The organism is Ereboglobus sp. PH5-5 (assembly GCF_029504805.1).
In the GTDB taxonomy this organism is placed as follows: domain Bacteria; phylum Verrucomicrobiota; class Verrucomicrobiia; order Opitutales; family Opitutaceae; genus Ereboglobus.
Genome location: NZ_JAQFIT010000009.1, coordinates 54,297 through 74,291, shown reverse-complemented (window position 1 = coordinate 74,291; position 19,995 = coordinate 54,297). Strand labels below are relative to the sequence as shown.

The 19,995-nt window shown below is 60.0% G+C and carries 17 protein-coding genes; 5 read left to right on the top strand and 12 right to left on the bottom strand.

Translation table 11 applies throughout. From position 1 onward, the window contains the following. The first annotated feature begins 48 nt into the window (after positions 1-48). The 3 genes from M2103_RS07365 (at position 49) to M2103_RS07355 (ending at position 4,973) form a co-directional block, all read left to right on the top strand. Entirely contained in the window at positions 49-1,785 is a 1,737-nt protein-coding gene (locus tag M2103_RS07365; RefSeq protein WP_277509693.1) for a hypothetical protein, read from the top strand. A gap of 24 nt (positions 1,786-1,809) precedes the next feature. Beyond that, positions 1,810-3,111: an FAD-dependent oxidoreductase gene (locus tag M2103_RS07360; RefSeq protein WP_277509692.1), complete on the top strand. Its 1,302-nt coding sequence runs from the start codon at positions 1,810-1,812 to the stop codon at positions 3,109-3,111. 197 nt (positions 3,112-3,308) lie between these two features. Beyond that, the gene (locus tag M2103_RS07355) at positions 3,309-4,973 is read left to right on the top strand and encodes a ribulokinase (protein WP_277509691.1); all 1,665 of its coding nucleotides are present in this window, start codon (positions 3,309-3,311) and stop codon (positions 4,971-4,973) included. Between the two features lie 96 nt (positions 4,974-5,069). On the opposite strand, the gene M2103_RS07350 is transcribed toward M2103_RS07355, so the two are convergent. Together M2103_RS07350 and M2103_RS07345 are read right to left on the bottom strand one after the other, a co-directional pair. Continuing rightward, positions 5,070-6,140, bottom strand: coding sequence for an RluA family pseudouridine synthase (locus tag M2103_RS07350; protein WP_277509690.1), 1,071 nt, complete (start codon positions 6,138-6,140; stop codon positions 5,070-5,072). A 79-nt stretch (positions 6,141-6,219) separates the two neighbouring features. Continuing rightward, on the bottom strand, positions 6,220-7,671 hold the full coding sequence (locus tag M2103_RS07345) for an AAA family ATPase (protein WP_277509689.1): 1,452 nt from the start codon (positions 7,669-7,671) through the stop codon (positions 6,220-6,222). A gap of 250 nt (positions 7,672-7,921) precedes the next feature. Here M2103_RS07345 and M2103_RS07340 point away from each other — a divergent pair, with 250 nt between their 5' ends. Next, a complete protein-coding gene (locus tag M2103_RS07340) occupies positions 7,922-8,230 on the top strand; it encodes an HU family DNA-binding protein (protein WP_108823761.1) in 309 nt (102 codons plus the stop codon). A 103-nt stretch (positions 8,231-8,333) separates the two neighbouring features. Here M2103_RS07340 and M2103_RS07335 read toward each other — a convergent pair whose 3' ends face one another. Together M2103_RS07335 and M2103_RS07330 are read right to left on the bottom strand one after the other, a co-directional pair. Further along, on the bottom strand, positions 8,334-8,774 hold the full coding sequence (locus tag M2103_RS07335) for a hypothetical protein (RefSeq protein WP_277509687.1): 441 nt from the start codon (positions 8,772-8,774) through the stop codon (positions 8,334-8,336). Positions 8,775-8,881: 107 nt separating this feature from the next. After that, positions 8,882-9,304: a hypothetical protein gene (locus M2103_RS07330; protein WP_277509686.1), complete on the bottom strand. Its 423-nt coding sequence runs from the start codon at positions 9,302-9,304 to the stop codon at positions 8,882-8,884. A 99-nt stretch (positions 9,305-9,403) separates the two neighbouring features. On the opposite strand from M2103_RS07330, the gene rpiB reads away from it, so the two are divergent. Then, positions 9,404-9,850: a ribose 5-phosphate isomerase B gene (gene rpiB / locus M2103_RS07325; protein ID WP_277509685.1), complete on the top strand. Its 447-nt coding sequence runs from the start codon at positions 9,404-9,406 to the stop codon at positions 9,848-9,850. 83 nt (positions 9,851-9,933) lie between these two features. Here the strand turns inward: rpiB and M2103_RS07320 are convergent, their stop codons facing one another. From M2103_RS07320 to M2103_RS07285, 8 genes are all read right to left on the bottom strand, one after another. Continuing rightward, positions 9,934-11,301, bottom strand: coding sequence for a pyruvate dehydrogenase complex dihydrolipoamide acetyltransferase (locus tag M2103_RS07320; RefSeq protein WP_277509684.1), 1,368 nt, complete (start codon positions 11,299-11,301; stop codon positions 9,934-9,936). 159 nt (positions 11,302-11,460) lie between these two features. Next, entirely contained in the window at positions 11,461-12,441 is a 981-nt protein-coding gene (locus tag M2103_RS07315; protein WP_277509683.1) for an alpha-ketoacid dehydrogenase subunit beta, read from the bottom strand. A 150-nt stretch (positions 12,442-12,591) separates the two neighbouring features. After that, entirely contained in the window at positions 12,592-13,752 is a 1,161-nt protein-coding gene (gene pdhA, locus M2103_RS07310; protein WP_277509681.1) for a pyruvate dehydrogenase (acetyl-transferring) E1 component subunit alpha, read from the bottom strand. 216 nt (positions 13,753-13,968) lie between these two features. Next, positions 13,969-14,859 carry a hypothetical protein gene (locus tag M2103_RS07305; protein WP_277509680.1) on the bottom strand — a complete coding sequence of 297 codons (891 nt, stop codon included), beginning with the start codon at positions 14,857-14,859 and terminating at the stop codon, positions 13,969-13,971. 139 nt (positions 14,860-14,998) lie between these two features. Continuing rightward, positions 14,999-16,000: a D-2-hydroxyacid dehydrogenase gene (locus M2103_RS07300; RefSeq protein WP_277509678.1), complete on the bottom strand. Its 1,002-nt coding sequence runs from the start codon at positions 15,998-16,000 to the stop codon at positions 14,999-15,001. 105 nt (positions 16,001-16,105) lie between these two features. Then, positions 16,106-17,437, bottom strand: a complete 1,332-nt coding sequence (gene clpX / locus M2103_RS07295; protein ID WP_277509677.1) for an ATP-dependent Clp protease ATP-binding subunit ClpX — start codon at positions 17,435-17,437, stop codon at positions 16,106-16,108. 76 nt (positions 17,438-17,513) lie between these two features. Then, entirely contained in the window at positions 17,514-18,740 is a 1,227-nt protein-coding gene (locus M2103_RS07290) for an ABC transporter permease (protein ID WP_277509676.1), read from the bottom strand. Next, a complete protein-coding gene (locus tag M2103_RS07285; RefSeq protein WP_277509675.1) occupies positions 18,737-19,984 on the bottom strand; it encodes an ABC transporter permease in 1,248 nt (415 codons plus the stop codon). Before M2103_RS07285 ends, M2103_RS07290 begins: the two co-directional genes overlap by 4 nt. Positions 19,985-19,995 lie beyond the last annotated feature (11 nt).

The window sequence follows — 19,995 nt, the reverse complement described above, 5'->3', positions numbered from 1 at the left end:
TTGAATGGAGCAGCAATCAATTCCCCCCCCCGTTTACCCAATCAATACATGACCTCAATCGACTACCTGATCATATTGTTATACTTCGTCGGACTCTTGATTTTGGGAGCGACGGTCGGGCGCAGAATCAAAAGCTCCAAGGAGATGTTTATCGCCGGAAGAAACTCCTCGTGGTGGCTCTCCGGCCTGTCCACTTACATGACAATATTCTCGGCGGGGACGTTTGTCGTGTGGGGCGGCGTCGCCTACCGTTCCGGCGTGGTGGCGATTGTCGTGGGGCTCATGCTGGGTTTCGCGTCGCTGTTCGTGGGATTGTTTCTCGCCGGCAAATGGTCGCGCATGCGCATTAATTCTCCCGCGGAATATCTCGGCATCCGCTTCGGCAAGCCAACCATCCGCTTCTACACCGTTTTCGGAATGATCGGCAAGGGAGTCCACACCGCCGTGGCGCTCTACGCCGTCGCAATCATGGCCGTGGCGCTGATGCCGTTGCCCGAGGGACATTTCCTCGCCGACCCGCGAACAGGCCACCTGTCGATCACCTACGCGGTCATCGTGCTCGGGCTTATCACCTTCGTTTATACGGCGGCGGGCGGATTTCTCGCGGTGCTGATGACCGATGTCGTGCAGTTTGCGATCCTCATAGCGATGATACTCATCATGATTCCGCTCTCGTTCAACAGCGTGGGCGGAGTCCAAGAGTTCATCGCCAAGGCGCCGCCCGAGTATTTCTCCCTTTTCACCAGCCAGTATTCCTGGGTGTGGATGATCCTGTGGTGCCTGTTGCACGCCTTCATGATCGGCGGCGACTGGGCTTTCGTGCAACGCTACATCAGCGTGCCGACGCCTCGGGATGCGAAGAAGAGCGTCTTTCTTGTCGCCGGTCTTTATTTCGTCACACCGCTGTTTTTTTATGTGCCGGCGCTGGTTTACCGCGTCATCAATCCCGACGCCAATCCCGAGCAGGCCTACATGTTGATGAGCCAATACATCCTGACCACGGGCATGCTGGGAATGATGATGGCCGCCATGCTCTCGGCGACAATGAGCATGGTTTCGGGCACGCTCAATGTCTACGCCAACGTCTTCACCTACGACATCTTCAAATCCCTCCGCCCGCAATCAACCGACAGGACATTGATGCGGGTCGGGCGCGTTTTCACGTTCATCTATGGTTCGCTCATCACGCTGGTCGCCATTCTCATCCCGTTCCTCGGTGGCGCCGAGCGCGTGGTCGTGTCGTTCCTCACGCTGGTCATTTCGCCACTCTTCATTCCGTCAATATGGGGACTGTTCTCCAAGCGCGTCGGCCAGAAATCCGTCTTCATAAGCATGGGCATCACCTTCGGCACCGCCATTTTGGTGAAGGCCGGATTGCTCTTCCCCGACGTTGTCAACCGGCACCCCACGTTTGTCGACGCCTTCATCGGCCTGGTATTCCCCGTCACCATTCTGACCATCCTCGAACTCATCCTGTGGAAAAAACCGCAGGCCGAGGGATTCCTCAAAATCGCCGCGCGCTACAAGAAAGAGGACGAAGTGCTGACCGCGGAACAGATTCAAAAGAACAAGCAGGCCGGCGCGATGTATTCGAACATGGCCTTCAAAATCATGATGGGCACCTACGCCGCCATCGGCCTCGCAATGGTGCTGCTCGCCCTCGGCAACAAGGACGACCGCGGCTCGATGCTGATCTACGGGGGCATTTTCCTCGGCCTGTCCACACTGGCGTTCCTGCTCTACCACAGCATCAGGGCAAAACGAAAAAACTCAAACGCCGGCTGAACAATTTTCCGGAAAAACAAAATCATGGAATCAATCACACAGACAAAAAACGTCCCCGTCGCGGGACAATACGACGTGGTGGTGTGCGGAGGCGGCCCCGCCGGATTCATCGCCGCGATCGCCGCCGCGCGAGGCGGGGCGCGCACCGCGCTCATCGAACGATATGGGTTTGCGGGCGGAATGGCCACCGCCGGACTCGTCGCCCCGATCAGCGTTTTCAATTACAACGGACGCCGGATAATCGGCGGCCTGCCATGGGAGTTCGTTGAACGGCTCATGAAAATAGGCGGCGCGGAGGAGGAAAAGCCGCTCGGCAACATCACCTTCTCGCCCGAGAAATACAAACTCACCGCCCAGCGCATGCTCCTGGAGGCGGGAGTGTCGCTCTATTACCACTCCTACCTGAGCGGCTGCAAAAAAACAGGCGACAGCATCACCCATGTGATCATGGAAAACAAAAACGGCACGGAGGCCCTCGCCGCGAAGTATTTCATCGATTGCACAGGCGACGCCGATCTCTCCATGCAAGCCGGCGTTCCGATGCAGCCCTCCGCCAAACCGCTGCAACCGGCCTCGCTCATTTTCATGCTCGGCGGCGTGGACACCGACGCGCTGCCAATGATCCGGCACAGCCGGCAAGGGGTTAATTATCACGATCTCGCCATCCGCGAGACACTCACCGAGCTGCGCAAAACGCAGGATATCCCCGTGTTCGGCGGCCCGTGGTATTGCGGCGTGCTGGCCCCGGGAATCGTGCTTCTCAACATGACGCGCGCGCAAGCCGACATGGCGGACAACCGCGAGGCCACCAACACGGAATGCCTTCTGCGCGAGCACGCCCATCTGTTCGCCGGACTTCTTCGCGAGCACATCCCCGCGTTTCGCAACTCCAGCCTGATCGGCACCGCCACGCAAACCGGTGTTCGCGAGACGCGCCGCATCAAGGGAGCCCACACGCTCACCGGCGACGAATACCTCAACGCGGTCGATTTCCCCGACGCCATCTCGCGCGGATGCCATCCGGTTGACATACACGCCTCCGAAACGACGCAGCAACGATGCGAGTTCCTCAAGAACGCCGCGTTCATTCCCTACCGCTGCCTGATCGCGCCCGGCTTCCCGAACCTTCTGGTTGCCGGCAGATCATTCTCCGCGGACGAAATCGCCTCGGCCTCCGTGCGCGTGCAAGCCTCGGTCATGGGATTGGGGCAGGCCGCCGGAACCGCCGCCGCCCTGTGCCTCAAGGCAAACGCCGCCGTGTCAGCCGTGGATGTTAACGCGCTCCGGAACCGACTGACACAAGACGGGGTAAACCTCACCGCGTAATTTGGCATGAAAATACGAAATGCGCACATGCGTTTTCGTAGGGGCGCACCTGGCGTGCGCCCTAATACCCGCCCGCTTTCCGCGAACGCACGCAAACAGTCTTTCGCATACGAGGGCGCACGCCAGTGTATGCGTCCCTACGGTTGCGACTCGCACGCAACACCTTTTTGATTCAGAAAAACTGGCAACAAATCATCATGCACAACGCCCCGCATGTCATAGGCCTCGATTTCGGCACGGATTCTGTCCGCGCCCTGTTGGTGAACGCGATCACCGGCGAGGAGATCGACTCCGCCGTTTTTAATTACCCCCGCTGGTCGCAAGGGCTGTATTGCGACGCGCAAAAGACGCAATTCCGCCAGCATCCGCTCGACCACATCGAGGGCCTGACGAACGTGATCAGAAACCTGACCGCGGCCCACCCCGAAATCGCGAAGCAAATAAAAGCCGTCTCCGCCGACACCACCGGAAGCTCGCCCTGCCTCGTGGACAAGGAATGCCGCCCGCTCGCCCTGCGCCCCGAATACGCGGAAAACCCCAACGCGATGTTTGTCCTCTGGAAAGACCACACCGGCGAAAAGGAATCCGCCGAAATCACCGCCCTGTGCGCGGCGTCGCCCGTCGATTATTCGGTGCACACCGGCGGCCACTACTCCTCGGAAAACTTCTGGTCAAAAATAACGCACATTTTCCGCGATGAACCGGAAATCAAAAAACACGCCCATGCCGCCATCGAACTCTGCGACTTCATCCCCGCGCTCCTCGCGGGCGTGAGCAACACCGCCGATTTGAAAATGGGCTACTGCGCCGTCAGCCAAAAATGGTTGTGGTCTGAAAGATGGGGCGGTTATCCACCGCCGTCATTTTTCGCGCAACTGGAGCCGGACCTGCCGGAATTCGCCAGCCGCCTCAACACGAGCATTTACACCTGCGACCAGGCCGCCGGCACAATCACGGAGGAATGGGCCGACCGCCTCGGCCTGCCCCGCGACGTGAAAATAGGCACCGGAACAATCGACGCGCATTGCGGCGCGGTGGGCGCGGGAGTCGCCCATAAAACGATGGCGCTCAACATAGGAACCTCGGCCTGCTACATGACGGTTGTGCCGCGCGAAATCCTGGGCGACCGCATGATAAAGGGAATCTACGGACAGGGTGACCACTCCATCATCCCGGGCCTTGTCGGTTTCGAAATGGGCCTCTCCGCCTTTGGCGACGTCTATGCGTGGCTCCAAAAATTCCTGAGCTATCCCCTCGTGGAAATCCTGCGCAAAAGCAACCTGATCGACAACGGGACAAAACAAAAACTCATCGCCGAAACCCACGGCAAAATCCTCCGCGAACTGGATGCGATGCCGGCGGTCGCGCCCGACGAAAACGCCCCCTTCGCCACGGACTGGCTGAACGGACGTCGCAGCCCCTCGGCAGACTTCACGCTGACGGGAAGCCTCATGGGATTGAGGCTCTCGACAACCGCGCCGCAAATCTATCACGCCCTTGTCGAGGCGACGGCATTTGCGACCAAAACGGCCATCGCCCACCTTGTTGACAACGGCATTGAAATCGAACGCCTCGTCGCCGCCGGTGGCATCCCGCAAAAATCCCCCCTCGTGATGCAAACCCTCGCCGACGTGCTCGGGCGCGAAATACAAGTCACGGCCTGCCATCACACCGGCGCGCTGGGCGCGGCGATTCAGGCATCCGTCGTGGCGGGCGTGCATGCCAATGTGCAAGCGGCGCAAAAAGCGCTCTGCAAACCCGCCATCCGCGCCTACGCGCCGAACATGGAAAGTCACAAAATCCACCTCCGCCGATACGAAAACTACAAAGCCGCCGGCGCCTTCACCGAGAAGCGAATATAAACACACCGGCGTCCCATGGGATTTGATTTGGTAGGGCGAACCGTCCCGGTGAGCCGAAACAGTGAACGGCTCACAGGGACGGTTCGCCCTACCCTGTCAGGCTGTTTTCGTCGCGTTTTTTGCCGCGGTTTTCAGGGCTTTCATCATTGATGAAAAATCCCTTGGCACGGGGGCGCGGAGGTCGAGGGTTTTGCCGGTGATCGGGTGCGTCACGACCAAATGCTCCGCGTGCAGCATCACGCGCTTGGGTTGCGATTTTTCCGGAACGCGCGCGTCGCGCTTCCAGCCATACACCGCGTCGCCGAGCAAAATATGGCCGAGCGATTTCATGTGCACGCGGATTTGATGCGTGCGGCCCGTGTGAATGGCGCAGCGCACAAGCGCCGCGATTTTGCCGTAGCGTTCCACGACTTCCCAATCCGTGTGCGCGTCGCGTGGGCCGGACTTGCGACGCCCGCCGCCCGCGACCACGGAAGTGTTCTCGTCCTCATCCGCCTCCAAATCGTAGAACTCCGCAATTTTCTCCTCCGGCGCGAGGCTCCGGGCGGAATCCTCGAATGCCATCATTTTGTGCCGTTGCGAAGGATGCCGCCCGATGGCTTTTGTGATGCTGCCGCTCAGGAGCGAAGGCGCGCCGTTCACGAGCGCGAGGTATTCCTTTTGCAACGAACGCGCCGAAAACTGCTCCGCCAGGCCGCGATGCGCCGCGTCGGTTTTGGCGATCACCATCACGCCCGAAGTCTCGCGGTCGAGCCGGTGCACGATGCCGGGGCGCTCCACGCCGCCGATGCCGCTCAACGAGCCTTTGCAGTGCGCGAGCAGCGCGTGCACAAGCGTGTCCTCGCCCGTCGCCGCGCCCGGATGCACAACCATTCCCGCGGCCTTGTTGATCGCGAGCAGGTGCTTGTCCTCATGCAAAACATCGAGCGGGATTTTCACCGGCCTCAATTCCGACGGCCTGGTTTGCGGCATTGAAAACACAATCTCATCGCCGCCGCTCACCGCCGAGTCGCGTGTGAGCGCGACGCCGCCGCGCAAAACCAGCCCCGCGTCAAACGCGCGCTGCAACGCCGAGCGGCTGTGCTCGGGAAAGCCGATCGCAAGCGCCTTGTCGGCGCGAATCGAGCGCACTCCCGGCGCGATTGTATGGGTGGTTTTGGCAGTCATTGGAAATTGGTCGGGGCAGACTGATCGGATGGATCGGGCATATCCATCCGAAAATGCCGGCGCGGGATTTTGCGGAATTTTATTCCGTCTTCTTGAACCTTTCCACGACCCAGCGGGAGATCGCCTTGTCCGGATTTTCAACAACGTCGCGAGTGATGACAAAGCGCTTTGAGCCGTCACCGCCGTCCTCCGCCACAAGGAGCTTCAATCCATGGTGGAAGTTGCGAAACTTGTCCTCGCACAGCGCGCGGATCGTTTTGTCGGCGGCCAGGCTTTGCTCGATCAACACATCGACGGCGCCGTCGTCAAAAACCAGCTCGAAGCCGTAATCAGTCTGAAAGCGTTGCGCGAACGCGTTCACATCGGCGCGAAGCACCTCGTGCTGCTTTTGCGCGTTTTCCTTGAGCAAGGAACACAGAACGGCCTCGGGCTCGGCAATGGTCTTTTCGTCAACGCGGAAGGCTTTAACGGCGGTCGAAGGCAGCTCGAACTTGAAATTGCGAAACACCCGCTCGAGCACGGTCATCAATCCGCGCGCACCCGTGTTTTCCTGATACGCCTGCGCGGCGATCTCGCCCACCGCGGGTTGTGTGATCTCGAAGTCGATGCCGTAGCCGGCAAAATCGGCTCGGTATTGCGAGAGGATGCTGCCCTCCGAGGTGACGAGTATCTTTTCCAAATCCGCCGCGGTGAGCGCTTGGCACGCCACGCGCACCGGCAGGCGCCCCACAAACTCCGGCTCCATGCCGTAGTCAATAATGTCGCGCGACTGCGCGATGCGCAGAAAATCGCTGTCGTGCGTCACATGCGCCCGAGCCGCCGCCACCGCGCCCGCCGCTCCCGCGGCAAACCCGATGCTGCTGCTTTGCACACGGCGCTTGATCTGCTCGGAGAGTTTGTCGAACGCGCCGCTCACGATGAACAGGATGTGCCGCGTGTTGATCGTGCGCTTCCGGCTGCGACCCGTGCGTTGCATTTCCATCATCGCCTGCATTTGCGCGGCGAGGTCGGTCTGGCTGTGCAAGTTGACCTCGGTTTCCTCCATCAGCTTGAGCAGGTTTATCTGCACACCGCGCCCCGACACATCGCGCCCGCCGCCGCCGGTGCTGCCTGCCGACGAGGCGATTTTGTCGATTTCATCGATGTAAACGATGCCGTATTGCGCCAGCTCCACGTCGCCATCGGCGGCTTTCACCAAGTCGCGAACCAAATCCTCGACATCGCCGCCCACGTAACCTGTTTCAGAAAATTTTGTCGCATCAGCCTTTACGAAAGGAACACCAATCAGCCGCGCGATGCAGCGCATCAGGTAGGTTTTCCCGACGCCGGTCGGCCCGAGCAACAGGATGTTTTGTTTTGCATAATCGATTTCGCGCAAGGACGGGTTCTCGATGCACTGGCGCACATGGTTATAGTGGTCGCAAATGGCCACCGAGAGCACTTTTTTAGCCTCCGCCTGCTGGATCACAAAACGATCCAGATAATCGCGTATCTCGCGAGGCTTCAAGTTGAAGCCTTGAATTCGCTTCAAGGTTTCCTCACGCGCCTCGGCCCCCTGATCACCCTCCTCCGGGGATTCCGGATTATTTTCAGATTTCCCTACAAAAAATGTCTTAAACGGGGAACTTTTCATCAGATCGCGAATCTCTTTAGGCAATTGATCCGTTGGCTCTTGTGAATCTTTATCACTCATATCCTAGTAACTCCTGATTAACGTATAATTTAGATTGCAAACCATTTAACCGCAAATAGCTTAAAAATAACTCAACTCATTAATACCTATGCCTTCAAATCTGACCAAACGCGAGATCGTATTGGAAATCTACGAAAAAACCCAATTCCCCCAAAAGGAAATTGTATCAACTGTGCAGATGACGCTTGATATCATCATGAAAGCGCTGGCTGAGGGTCGCAATGTCGAGTTGCGCAACTTCGGTGTGCTGGAGGTGCAACGCCGCAAAGAACGCGTGGGACGCAATCCCAACAAGCCCGAAAACAAGGTCATCATCCCCGAACGCGCCGTTGTTAAGTTCAAGTCTGGAAAAATCCTCAAACAACTCCTTAAAAAGCTCAATGTGAAAGAGCTCTGAGCAATCCGCGGCAGCACAAAAAAATTTCAAACCGGAGCCGGATGCTCCGGTTTTTTTGCGCCCAAATCCCGCCCCGACGGTGCCTCCGAGAATGTTTTTGCGATCAGCGAAGCTGGTTGATCTCCACAACGCGGCCATCGCGAAATGTCACACGCAGGTAATCGTTAATGGTCGAGGGAGTGCCGTAGTATCCCGACCAGCCGTAATAACCGCCCCAATAACGCGGACGCATCGAATATGGACTGCCCCAGTAACCGTAAAATCCATAATCCGCCGAGGCGTCGTAACCGCGATAGCGCCACGTCACCGTCGTGCCGGTTTTGTCGATTTTTTGGGCGATCTGATCCGGCTCGCCAAGCGCGAGCTTCACCATGTCGGGCGTGAACCCGAGCGCGACGCGCCCCTGCTTGATAAGCTCCTGGTCGGCGGCGGAGATGGAGGCGAACAATTCGGGGTTGTGCTTGATGCGCATGGAGGGCGTCGAGCAGCCTGCGATCACCAATGCCGCGACCGCCAGCGCAAGGGACGTTATCTTGGTTTTCATGTGTATGGCCTTCCTTCTGTTAATTTCGCTAAAAGTGCGGATGCACGTTACGCAATCTATGACGCACGCGACCTGACAATGTTGCAAGCATCAGGGAGGTAAAAAACTCACTTCGCCTGCTCCAGCGAGGCGACTCTGTCGTTTTCAAAAATAACGCGAACCTTGTCGTCGGAACGATCCCCGCCCGTCGAAATCCCAACGCCCGTGCCAACCGAAGTGCGTCCGCCCCCGCCGACGCCGAGCCCAAAGCTAATCGCGGGCGCCTTCGACCTGTAAGCCCATACTTCCGAGTTGCCGCGCTCGGTGGTGCGCGTGTAACGGCGGTCGGGCTCGCCGAGCGCCATCAGAACCATGTCCGGCGTGTAGCCGATATCAACCTTGCCTGCGCGAATGTTGGACTGCACCTCGGCGGGGAAACTGTCAAAAAGCGGCTGGTTTTTCTTGATGCGGCCGGAAGTGGTTGAGCAACCCGCGAAAAGCAGCGCGACAAAAGCAAAAAGCGCGATGGCAATGATGTTTTGGACTTTCATAACAAATGAACAGGAAGTATGTTTTGCGGTGCCGGGAAAAAGGCTTTTGGGTAAGACAGCCTAATCAACGGCAGGTTCAAACAATTTGCAAACGCATCCATGAAAACATTCCAGATTGCCATTGGTTCCGACCACGCCGGTTTCAAATACAAGGAAACCATCAAAACCATGCTTCTCTCAGCCGGGCACACAGTGCGCGACTTCGGCGCGCATTCGGAGGCGGCGTGCGATTATCCCGACTTTGTCCGCCCGGTGGCCGAGGCGGTTGCGCGCGGCGAATACGAACGCGGCATCGTGCTTGGTGGCTCGGGCAACGGCGAGGCCATCGTCGCGAACCGCGTGAAAGGCATTCGCTGCGGGCTTTGCTGGAACGAACAAGTGGCGATCTGGAATCGCGCGCACAACGACGGCAACGTGCTTTCGATCGGCCAGCGCACGATCAGCGAGGAGGAGGCGTTGAAAATTGTGCGCGTGTGGTTGACCACCGAGTTCGAGGGCGGCCGCCATCTCGCCCGCATCAACAAAATCGACAACCCCGCGGGATGACGAAGGCGCCGAACCCCGGCTCGGCACAAAGCATTTTCTAAAATAAACAAACCTGCCGGGGCGGCGCCCGGCATGCGTGACCGTCACACCAGCAGCAACGCGGGGGCTTCGAGGAGTTGCTTGAGCGCGGCGAGGTATTGCGCGCCGAGGGCGCCGTCCACAACGCGGTGGTCGCAACTGAGCGTGAGCCCCATCGTCTGGCCGGCCACGATCTGGCCGTTTTTCACAACGGGTTTTGCCACGGTCGTGCCGACGCCGAGGATCGCCGAGTTCGGCGGATTGATGATGGGATTAAATTTCGTGATACCCATCATGCCAAGGTTGCTCACGCAGAACGTGCCGCCGGTGAACTCGGCGGGCGCGAGTTTTTTCTCCTTGGCGCGCTTGCCGAGCGTCTTCGCCTCGGCGCTGATTTGGAAAACGCTTTTGTTGTGCGCGTCGCGGATGACGGGCGTGATGAGGCCGTCCTCGATCGCCACGGCAAACGAGACGTGCGCCCCGCCGAAGTAGCGGATTTGCGTGCCTTCCCACGAGGCGTTCACCGCGGGCACGCGGCGGAGCGCCTCGGCGCTGGCCTTGAGGATGAAGTCGTTGACCGAGAGTTTGACGCCCTGCTTTTCGAGCGCGGCGTTGAGTTGCTGGCGCAACACGAGGAGCGGCTCGGCGTCGACTTCGATATCGAGATAAAAATGCGGGATGGTCGTTTTCGCCTCAAGGAGGCGGCGCGCGATGGTGGCGCGCATGTTGCCGACGACGACAGTGCGCTCCTCCTGGATCGGGCCGGTGGAGAATGCGGAATGCGGAGCGCGGAATGCGGAACTGGACGGGCCTCCGGCGGCGGTGGGTGCGGTGGAGGCGGGCGCGAGGAGCGAGGGGTTTTCCGCCGCGGCGATGATGTCGGCGCGCACGATGCGCCCGCCGCGTCCGCTGCCTTGGAGTCGCGTGTAGTCGATGCCTTTTTCGCGGGCAAACTTGCGCGCGAGCGGCGAGATGCGGATGCGTTCGTTGGGGATGCGGGGCGCCTCGGTTTGCGGTTTTGGCGGGGTGGCCGGCGCAGGGGCGGCCGACGGGGCGGCGTCTCCGGCGGAAGCGGGATTGGGTTGCGGAGTTGAAACGGGTTCGGCCGGTGCGGGCGCTTTCGGCTCAGCCGGAGGCTTCGCCTTGCCATCGTCCTGGGCGGGTTCGGGCGGTTTCGGCGCCTCGACGGTTTCGCCGGGTTTGCCAACGGCGCAAAGCGCGACTCCAATGGGGACTTGCGAGCCTTCGGGGGAGAAAATTTTCAACAGTGTGCCGTCGAAAAAGCTTTCCAGCTCCATCGTGGCCTTGTCGGTTTCGACTTCGGCGAGAATATCCCCGGTCTTGACGGGGTCGCCTTCCTTTTTGAGCCATTTTACCAGCGTGCCCACCGTCATGGTGTCGCTGAGTTTGGGCATGTCGATGATTTGAGCCATGGTGTTACGCTTCGCTGAAAATTGAATGCTTAAGGTTTAAGGGTTAAGAATGATGAGGCGAGGTATTTATAGTGCGCGCATTGTGTCGGTTTGTGCGCGTTATTTGCCGTTATGCAAGATGGGGTGATGGCATGGAGGTGTGTGCGTTTTCATCATTGCTCATGAACCCATCGTGGCGAGCGCGGCCTTGAGAATGCGTTGGGAGTTGGGCAGTTGCTCGATTTCGGCGGGCGGGCTGTAGATTGCGGGCGCGTCCACGGTGCCGAGGCGCTGGATGGGCGCGTCGAGTTCGTCGAAGGCTTCGTTTTGGATCATGTAGGCGAGTTGCGCGCCGACGCCGCAGAAGGGGCGCTGCTCCTCGACGATGAGGACGCGGTGCGTTTTGCGCACGGAGGCGAGCACGGTGTCGATGTCGAGCGGGCGGATGGTGCGCAGATCGACGATTTCGACGGAGAGGTTGTGCTCTTGCTGGAGTTGTTGCGCGGCGGCGAGCGACTGGATCACGGGGCGTCCGTAGGTGACGATGGTCAGGTCGGTGCCGGCGCGTTTCACGTCGGCATGGCCGAGCGGGATCAGGTATTCCTCGGAGGGGACTTCGCCCTCGAGTCCGTAGAGGATGGTGTTTTCGAGGACAAAGACGGGGTCGTTGTCGCGGATGGCGGATTTGAGGAGGCCTTTCGCGTCGTAGGGCGTGGAGGGCACGACGACTTTCACGCCGGGGTGGTGAGCGAGGATGTTTTCGGGCGTGTGCGAATGGGTCGCGCCGACGTTGGTGCCGCCGTTCGCCGGGCCGCGGATGACGATGGGGCAGTTGATTTGCCCGCCGCTCATGTAGCGGATGTTGGCGGCGTTGTTGAGGATTTGGTCAAACGCGACCGAGTAAAACGACCAGAACATCAGCTCCATGACGGGGCGCATGCCGAGCATGGACGCGCCGACGCCGAGCCCGATGAAGCCGGCTTCGGAGATGGGCGTGTCAACGATGCGCTTGGGGCCGAACTTTTCGAGGAGGCCCTCGGTGACTTTGTAGGCGCCGTGGAACTGGCCGACTTCCTCGCCGAGAATGACGACGTTTTCGTCGCGCGTGAGTTCCTCGGCCATGGCGTGGCGGAGCGCTTCGCGGTAAGTGATTAAAGGCATGGTGTGGTGAAGGTGATTTTAGTTTTTGAAAGTGATTTGGTTCACCACGGAGACACGGAGGAGCACGGAGTTCGGAAGAGTTTTTCTTCCACGGTTTTCTCTGTTTTGGCTCCGTGTTTCTCCGTGTCTCCGTGGTGAATTGAGTGGATTCTAATTAAAGAACAATCTTCCTCCGCTCGTGCGCTGAGACGGATTGTCGGCTTCCCAATAAACGTCCTTCTGGATGTCCTCGGGCGTCGGGAAGGGGCTGGCCTCGGCGAAATCGGCGGCGAAGTCGGCCTCGGAGCGGGCCTCGGTGTCGATTTTTTCAATGAGCTCGTCGGTGAGCGCGCCCTCGGATTGGAGGATCGCGCGGAAGAGGTTGATCGGGTCTTTTGTGCGCTGGTAATCCTCGATTTCGGTTTTGCTGCGGTAGGTTTTGTCGGGGTCGGCGACGGAGTGGCCGCGATAGCGATACGTCATGATCTCGACGAGCGCGGGTTTCGATTCCTCGCGCGCGCGGCGGAGGAGCGGCTCCATTTTTGCGCGGACATCGTAGAGGTCGTGGCCGTCGATGATCTCCCATTTCATGTCGTAACCGGCGGCGCGCGTGGCGAGTTCGCCGGCGGAGGAGCGCGCCTGCGAGGTGCCCATCGAGTAGCCGTTATTTTCAATGACAAAAACGACCGGCAGGCTCCAGAGCGAGGCGAGGTTGTAGGCCTCGTGGACGGCGCCCTGGTTCACCGCGCCGTCGCCCATGAACGCCATCGCGGCGCCCTTGAGCCCCTTGTATTTGAGCGCGTAGGCGAGGCCGGCGCCGAGCGGCACCTGGCCGCCGACGATGCCGTGGCCGCCCCAGAAATTGAGGGAGGGGGCGAAGTAGTGCATCGAGCCGCCCTTGCCTTTCGAGCAGCCGGTGACCTTGCCGTAGAGCTCGGCCATGAGCGCCTTCGTATCCATGCCGACGGCGATGGCGTGGCCGTGGTCGCGGTAGGCGGTGATCACGTGGTCGTCCTTGCCCATGAGCGAACAGCAACCGACCGCGACCGCCTCCTGCCCGATGTAGAGGTGGAGAAAGCCGCCGATTTTTTTCGCCTGATACGCGCGAAGCGAACGCTCCTCGAAGCGGCGGATGCGGACGAGTTTGCGGTAAAGCTCAACCTTCTCGTCGGCGGAAAGCGCGGTGTTGACGGGCGAGGAGTGCGAGGGATTGGGGCCGGACGCTGCGGGTTTTGGCGCGGCGGCGGGGGCCGCGTTTGCGCCGCCCGTCTTGGCGGCGGACGTCGTCTTTTTCGCGGCGGTGGCTGTTTTGTCGGTGGATTTTTTGCTCACGGTAATAAGTGCGAATGACTCTTGGGTGCGGGCTCTGTTGCTCAAGGAAAATATCCACGGCGTATATGCCCAATGCACCCAACATGCATTTCAAACGACTTTTGTCAAAAGCTGGAGATCACCGCAAAACCACGCCATCACTCCCGCCGGACAATATAACCTATCAGCACCAAAATCCATCACGCCCCGTGCGGGTCAACACACGGGGCACATGATTCAATTGCCACTCGTCACAGCATTGTGCGGATAGTCGTCGCCCAAGGATTCCAGGGGCATTTTCATCCATTTGCCGCGGACTTTCACCACGACTGCGCCAATGTCGGTGTCGTAGAAAATTGAGCCGTCGGGAGCCTTTTTGATGGCCTCTTTTTTCACCCACTTCAGCTCCTCCTTGTAAGCCTCGCCGCTGCGCGCGTGCCTGTAATCCGCGTCGTTTTCATAGTCAGCACGCGAATGGGTTTTGTTGAACTCCTCGGCGATGGCGGCGCGCTCGGCCTTGGTGGGAAAAGTGTCGCGCAAATCACCAGTCCCGATGCTGGCGAGGCTAAACAGGTTTTGCATCTCCACGTTTCCATAAAAAATCGCCCGGTCGCGACCAAAAAGAAAACTGTGATAAGGCACGTCGGAACCGATCCTGAACCAGTTGTAGGCCTTGAGCCCCTGTCCGTAGCCGGCGGCGTAATAATACATTTCGGCGACCGGCAGGCCCTCCTCGATGTGCTTGTTCAGGATCATCGTTATGCGCGAGCGACAGTCCTTGGCGTAGCCTTCGAAGACGTGCAATCCCCAGCGCTTCTTGAAGGTGTTTTCGCCGCGCACGACGAGTGTCGAATCGGTCGAGATTGTTGCGTTGAACATGAACGGCAGCGGCACTTTGCCCGACTTCATGCCGTAGGCGATGGCCCTGTCCTTCCAGCCCTCCCAGTTCGGGTTTATAAAGGAATCAAATGTCATGGGCGTCAGCGCGGGGGCGCGGATTTCACCGCGATTGCCTTCGGTCGCCGACGATTCGGTTTGCGCGGTCACGCCAACGGAATCGCCCCTGGCGACAAACGACAAACATGAGAACGCCGCGACAAGGGCGATTAGGGTAATATTCTTTTTCATATGGTGTTTTATGGGCTGTTTTTGCAAAGGGTGGCACAGGCATTCATTCCTGTTTGCGTGAAGCAAAACCCATTATTCACGGCACACGCAAGATTCTCCGCGCCACTTTCTTCAAGTGCCGCCCTGTTTTTTTATTCACCTATACAATGCGGTCGATCAAGCCCCCGCCCTTTTGGCGTGTCCACGCGGCAAGATTTTCCAGAAAGTGACGCACGATGGCGGCGTCCTGGTCGCGGCGTCCTCCGGCGGTGTGCGGGGTGATGTAACAATTGCGCGCCGTCCAAAGCGGATCGGCGGGCGGCAGCGGCTCGGTCTCGAAAACGTCGAGATAGGCGGCGGCGAGCCTGCCCGATTCGAGCGCCTCAATCAGCGCGCGATGGTCGACCGTCGTGCCGCGTCCGATGTTGTAAAACTTCGCGCCGGATTTGCAGCAGGAAAGGCGGCGGGCGTTGACGTAGTTGCGCGTGGTTTCGTTGTCGGAGAGAAGGTTCACGATGTGGTCGGCCCCGGCGAGCGCGGCGCTGACGCGATCCTCGGGGATGATGTGCACGCCGGGCTCGCTGATGGCGCGACGGCGGACGGCCACAACCTTCATGCCGAAGGGCGCGAGCAATTCCGCGAGACGGCGCGCGATCGTCCCGTAGCCGAGCATGAGCACGGTCTCGCCGTTGAGGAGGCGCGAATCATAACGACGCTCGGAATAGTGCCACGACTGGTCGGTCAACTGGTCGCGATGCGAAGGGAGCAACTGGCGCGCAAACGCGAGCATCATGGCGAGCACATGCTGCGCGCACGGCTCGGCAAAAACTTGCGACGCGTTTGTGAACGCGCCGGCGCGGGCGCGGATCGCGTCTTGAAAATCCTCGCGGTCGTAGCGCGTGTAGCCTGCCGTGGTGACCTCAATCCAGCGCAGCGCGGGCAGCGACATGCACTGCGCGACATCGGGCTGGCCGAGCGCGACATCGGCGGTGGCTAGAAGCGGGTCGGGCTTGCCGGCGTCGAGCACGGACGCGGAACAGAATTCCGAAAACACAAGCCGGTGCCCAAGCGCGCCCAAACCCTCCTCAAGTTGACGCGAGACGTCGTCGGAAAATTTTGCGTTGCACCAGATCGTGAGCGGTTTGGGTGATGGCGAGGACATGCGCGGATGAATAAGAATGATAAATGGTGAATGGTGAAAACGAACCCCGAAAAAATCTGCCTCCGACTCCCGACTCCTGTATTCTGACGCCCGGCGCCTTTTTCGCTACGCGGCGCGTTTTGAACGGGCGGGCGCGGCGGCGGAACGGCGCTTGAGTTGCGGGCGGCGTTTGCCTGAAACGACCGCGGCGTCGATGAGCACTTCGGCGATGTCCTCGCGCTGCGGGATCTCGAACATCACATCGAGCATGAGAGTTTCCATGATTGAGCGGAGGGCGCGCGCGCCGGTTTTGAGTTCGAGCGCCTTGCGCGCCAGGGCTTTCACGGCGTCGCGGGTGAAACGCAGCGTCACGCCGTCCATCGCGAAGAGTTTCGCGTATTGGTGAATGATGGCGTTTTTGGTGTCGAGAAGGATGTGCTCGAGGTCCTGCTCGTCCAGCGGGTTCAGCGCGGAAACTACGGGAAGGCGTCCCACAAATTCGGGGATCATGCCGAAACGCACAAGATCGTCGGGAATGATTTGCCGCATGACCTGGCTTGGCGTGTCGCCGGTTTCCTTTTGTTGCTTGATTGCCGAGTAGCCCACGACATCCGCGCCCGCGATGCGACGGCGCACGATCTGGTCGAGACCGACAAAGGCGCCGCCGCAAATGAAGAGAATGTTGGTCGTGTTGATGTAGATGTTTTCCATCCCCGGATGTTTGCGTCCGCCTTGGGGAGGCACGGCGCAAAGGGTGCCCTCGAGGATTTTGAGAAGCGCCTGCTGCACGCCCTCGCCGGAAACATCGCGCGTGATCGAGGCGCTCTCGGACTTGCGTCCGATTTTGTCGATCTCGTCGATGTAGATGATGCCGCGCTCGGCTTTTTTCACGTCGTAGTTGGCGGCCTTGAGGAGGCGGTGCACGACGTTTTCCACGTCGTCGCCCACATAACCCGCCTCGGTGAGCGTGGTGGCGTCGGCGATGGCGAAGGGCACGTCAAGAATGCGGGCGAGCGTGCGCGCGAGAAATGTTTTTCCGGAGCCGGTCGGCCCCATGAGCAGGATGTTGCTCTTTTCGATTTCGACGGCGTTGAGGGCGGGCGCGAGTTGCGCGGACGCGGGCTGGATGCGTTTGTAGTGATTGTAAACGGCGACGGAGAGAACTTTTTTGGCGTGATCCTGGCCGATGACGTATTCGTCTAGCTCGCGCTTGATCACGGCGGGCTTGATGAGCTTGGGCGGCGGCGGTGCGGGAACGGGAGGAAGCGCGGCGGCGATTTCCGCGGCGGTGGCGGCAAAAATCCCGGGCGGCGGGTTGGCCCCGCGATCAATAAAAAGCTGGCAGACATGCACGCATTTTTCGCAAATGAAAACGCCGGGCCCGGTCAGCAGATTGCGCACCTCGGATCGCGGTTTGCCGCAAAAGGAGCAGAGTGTGAGATGTGCCGGTTTCGCCATGCCAGCAGAGTGCGCCGCGCGACGGTTTGTGTCGAGGGAGATCGTTTTTTTGGGGGCGCGTGATTTCCGATCCGAATCACTCGTAACGCAGCGCTTCGATGGGGTCGAGGGAGGCGGCTTTCCAGGCGGGATACATGCCGAAGATCACGCCGATCAGGCCGCACACGATCATGCCGACCATCGCCCAGATGACCGGGAACACGACGTTGAAGCCAAGCAGCAGTCCGCCCGCGACGCCGATCAGGTAGCCGACAAGCACGCCGATCACCGCGCCGCTGAGCGAGAGCGTCACCGACTCGATCAGGAATTGCGCAAGGATGTTTATTTTTTTCGCGCCTATGCTTTTGCGAATGCCTATTTCCTTCGTGCGCTCGGTCACGCTCACGAGCATGATGTTCATCACTCCGATGCCGGCCGTCACGAGCGCGATGCCGCTGATCACAAACGCGCCGATCGCCACCACACCCGCGATTTTGTTAAAGGCGTCGATGAGCGATTCGTTGGAAAAAACTTCAAAGTCGTTCGGATCCTCCGGCTTGAGTTGGCGCACGAGGCGCATCACGCCGATGGCGCGGTCCTGCACGGCTTCGAGATCTTCCTGCGAGTGAGATTGCACGTTGAGGCTGATTGAGCGCCAGGCGCGTCCGTAGACCATCAGCCAGCGCGTGATCGGGGTGATGACAAACGCGTCCTGGCTTTGGCCGAGCGAGGAGCCTTTCGCGGCGGTGACGCCGATGACCGTGTAGTTTTGGTTGCCGATGCGCACGAGCGCGCCGACCGCGCGTTCGTTGGGGAAAAGTTTCTCGACGATTTCGCTGCCCATCACGCACACGGGGCGGCCGAGCGCGACGTCCTCGGGGCTGAGGTTGCGGCCGTCGGCGATGGTGTAGTTGTAGGCGGTCAGATAGTTTTCGTCGGTGCCGATGAGGCGGAGGCTGGGGTTGGTTTTGCGGTCCTTGTATTTGGCGACAAGGCCGCCGCGCGCGAGGCGCATGCTCACCTTGGCCTCGTCGCCCATGGCGTTCTTGAAGCGGTCGGCCATGGGATAGGTGATGTCGCGGCGGTTGCGAAATTGCCGCCAGCCGTCGCCAAAGGAGATCGCGGGATATTTCTGGATTTGAAAGCTGTTGGAGCCGAGCTGGCTGAGGCCGGATTCGATTTCGTTGCGCACGCCGTCCATGATTGTCATCGCGCCGATGATCGAGAACACGCCGATGGCCATTGCGAAAATGGTGAGGCCGCTGCGGACTTTGTTGGCGCGCAGCGAGGAGAAGGCGAGGCGGAGTATTTCGACGAGGATCATTCGTAGCGGAGGGCGACAACGGGGTCGAGTTTGCTGGCGCCGAGCGCCGGGATGAATCCGCTCAGGACGCCGACGGCGAGCGAGAGGCCGAAGCCGATGAACAGGAGTGTCAGGGAAAACACGGGCGGAAACGCGGGGAACATGATGGCGATGGCCTTGCAGACGCTCCACGCGATTGTGAGGCCGATGATGCCGCCGATGACGCTGATGCTCACGGCCTCGATCAGGAATTGCATGAGGATGGTGCCGCGGCGCGCGCCGAGGGCCTTGCGCGTGCCGATTTCTTTCGTGCGTTCTTTCACGCTGACAAAGGTGATGTTCGCGATGCCGATGGCGCCGACAAAGAGCGAGAGTCCCGTGATGAAGAGGCCGGCCAGGGTGATGCTGCGCATCATGGGGTCGAGTTGTTCGCGGATTACTTTTTGCTCGTTGATGTCGAAGTTGTCCTTCGCCTCGGGCGGGAGCTGGCGGATGCGGCGCATGAGGCCGCGCAATTCCTCACGCGCGTCGTCCATGCGGGTCTGGTCCACTTGCACGCGGATTTCGACATTGTTGCCGATCCAGAAGTTGCGGCGAAAGGCGTTGATGGGCATGAGGACCATCGAGTCGAAACTGAACAGGCCGAGAAAGCTGCCCTGCCGCTCGGCGACGCCGATGACGGTGTATTGCTGGCTGCGGATGCGCAGTGTCTGGCCGACGGGGCTGCCGTTGGGGAAGAGCGCGTCGGCGACGTCGAAGCCGATGACGACGACGTTGCGCCCGCCGCGCGATTCGACTTCGTTGAAGAAGCGGCCTTCCTTCATGTCGGTGCGCACGATGCGCGCGTAATCGGAGACGGTGCCGAGCGTGTAGATGCCGGTCACCCGGTAGTCGCCGCGGATCACGGTGCTATTGGCGCTGGCCACGGGCACGGCGAGCTTGAGCGGGTCTTCGGGGTGCGCGGAGATCCATTCGTTGATGCGCTGGGCGTGCTCGACGCGGAGGCGCGGGCGGTTGCGATAGCTCCACCAGTCGTCCACGTCGCGCCACGGCCATTTGGTGATGTAGAGCACGTCGTCGCCGAAGCCGGAGAGGGAGCTTTCGACTTTCGCGCCGATGCCGTTGATGGCGGTTCCCATGAGCGTAACCGAGACGATGCCGATGATGACGCCGAGCGCGGTGAGCAGCGAACGCATTTTGTTCGCGCGAATCTGCGCCGCCGCGATGCGGAGCGATTCGATAAACTCATAGTATATTTTTCGCATGGAGTAAAACG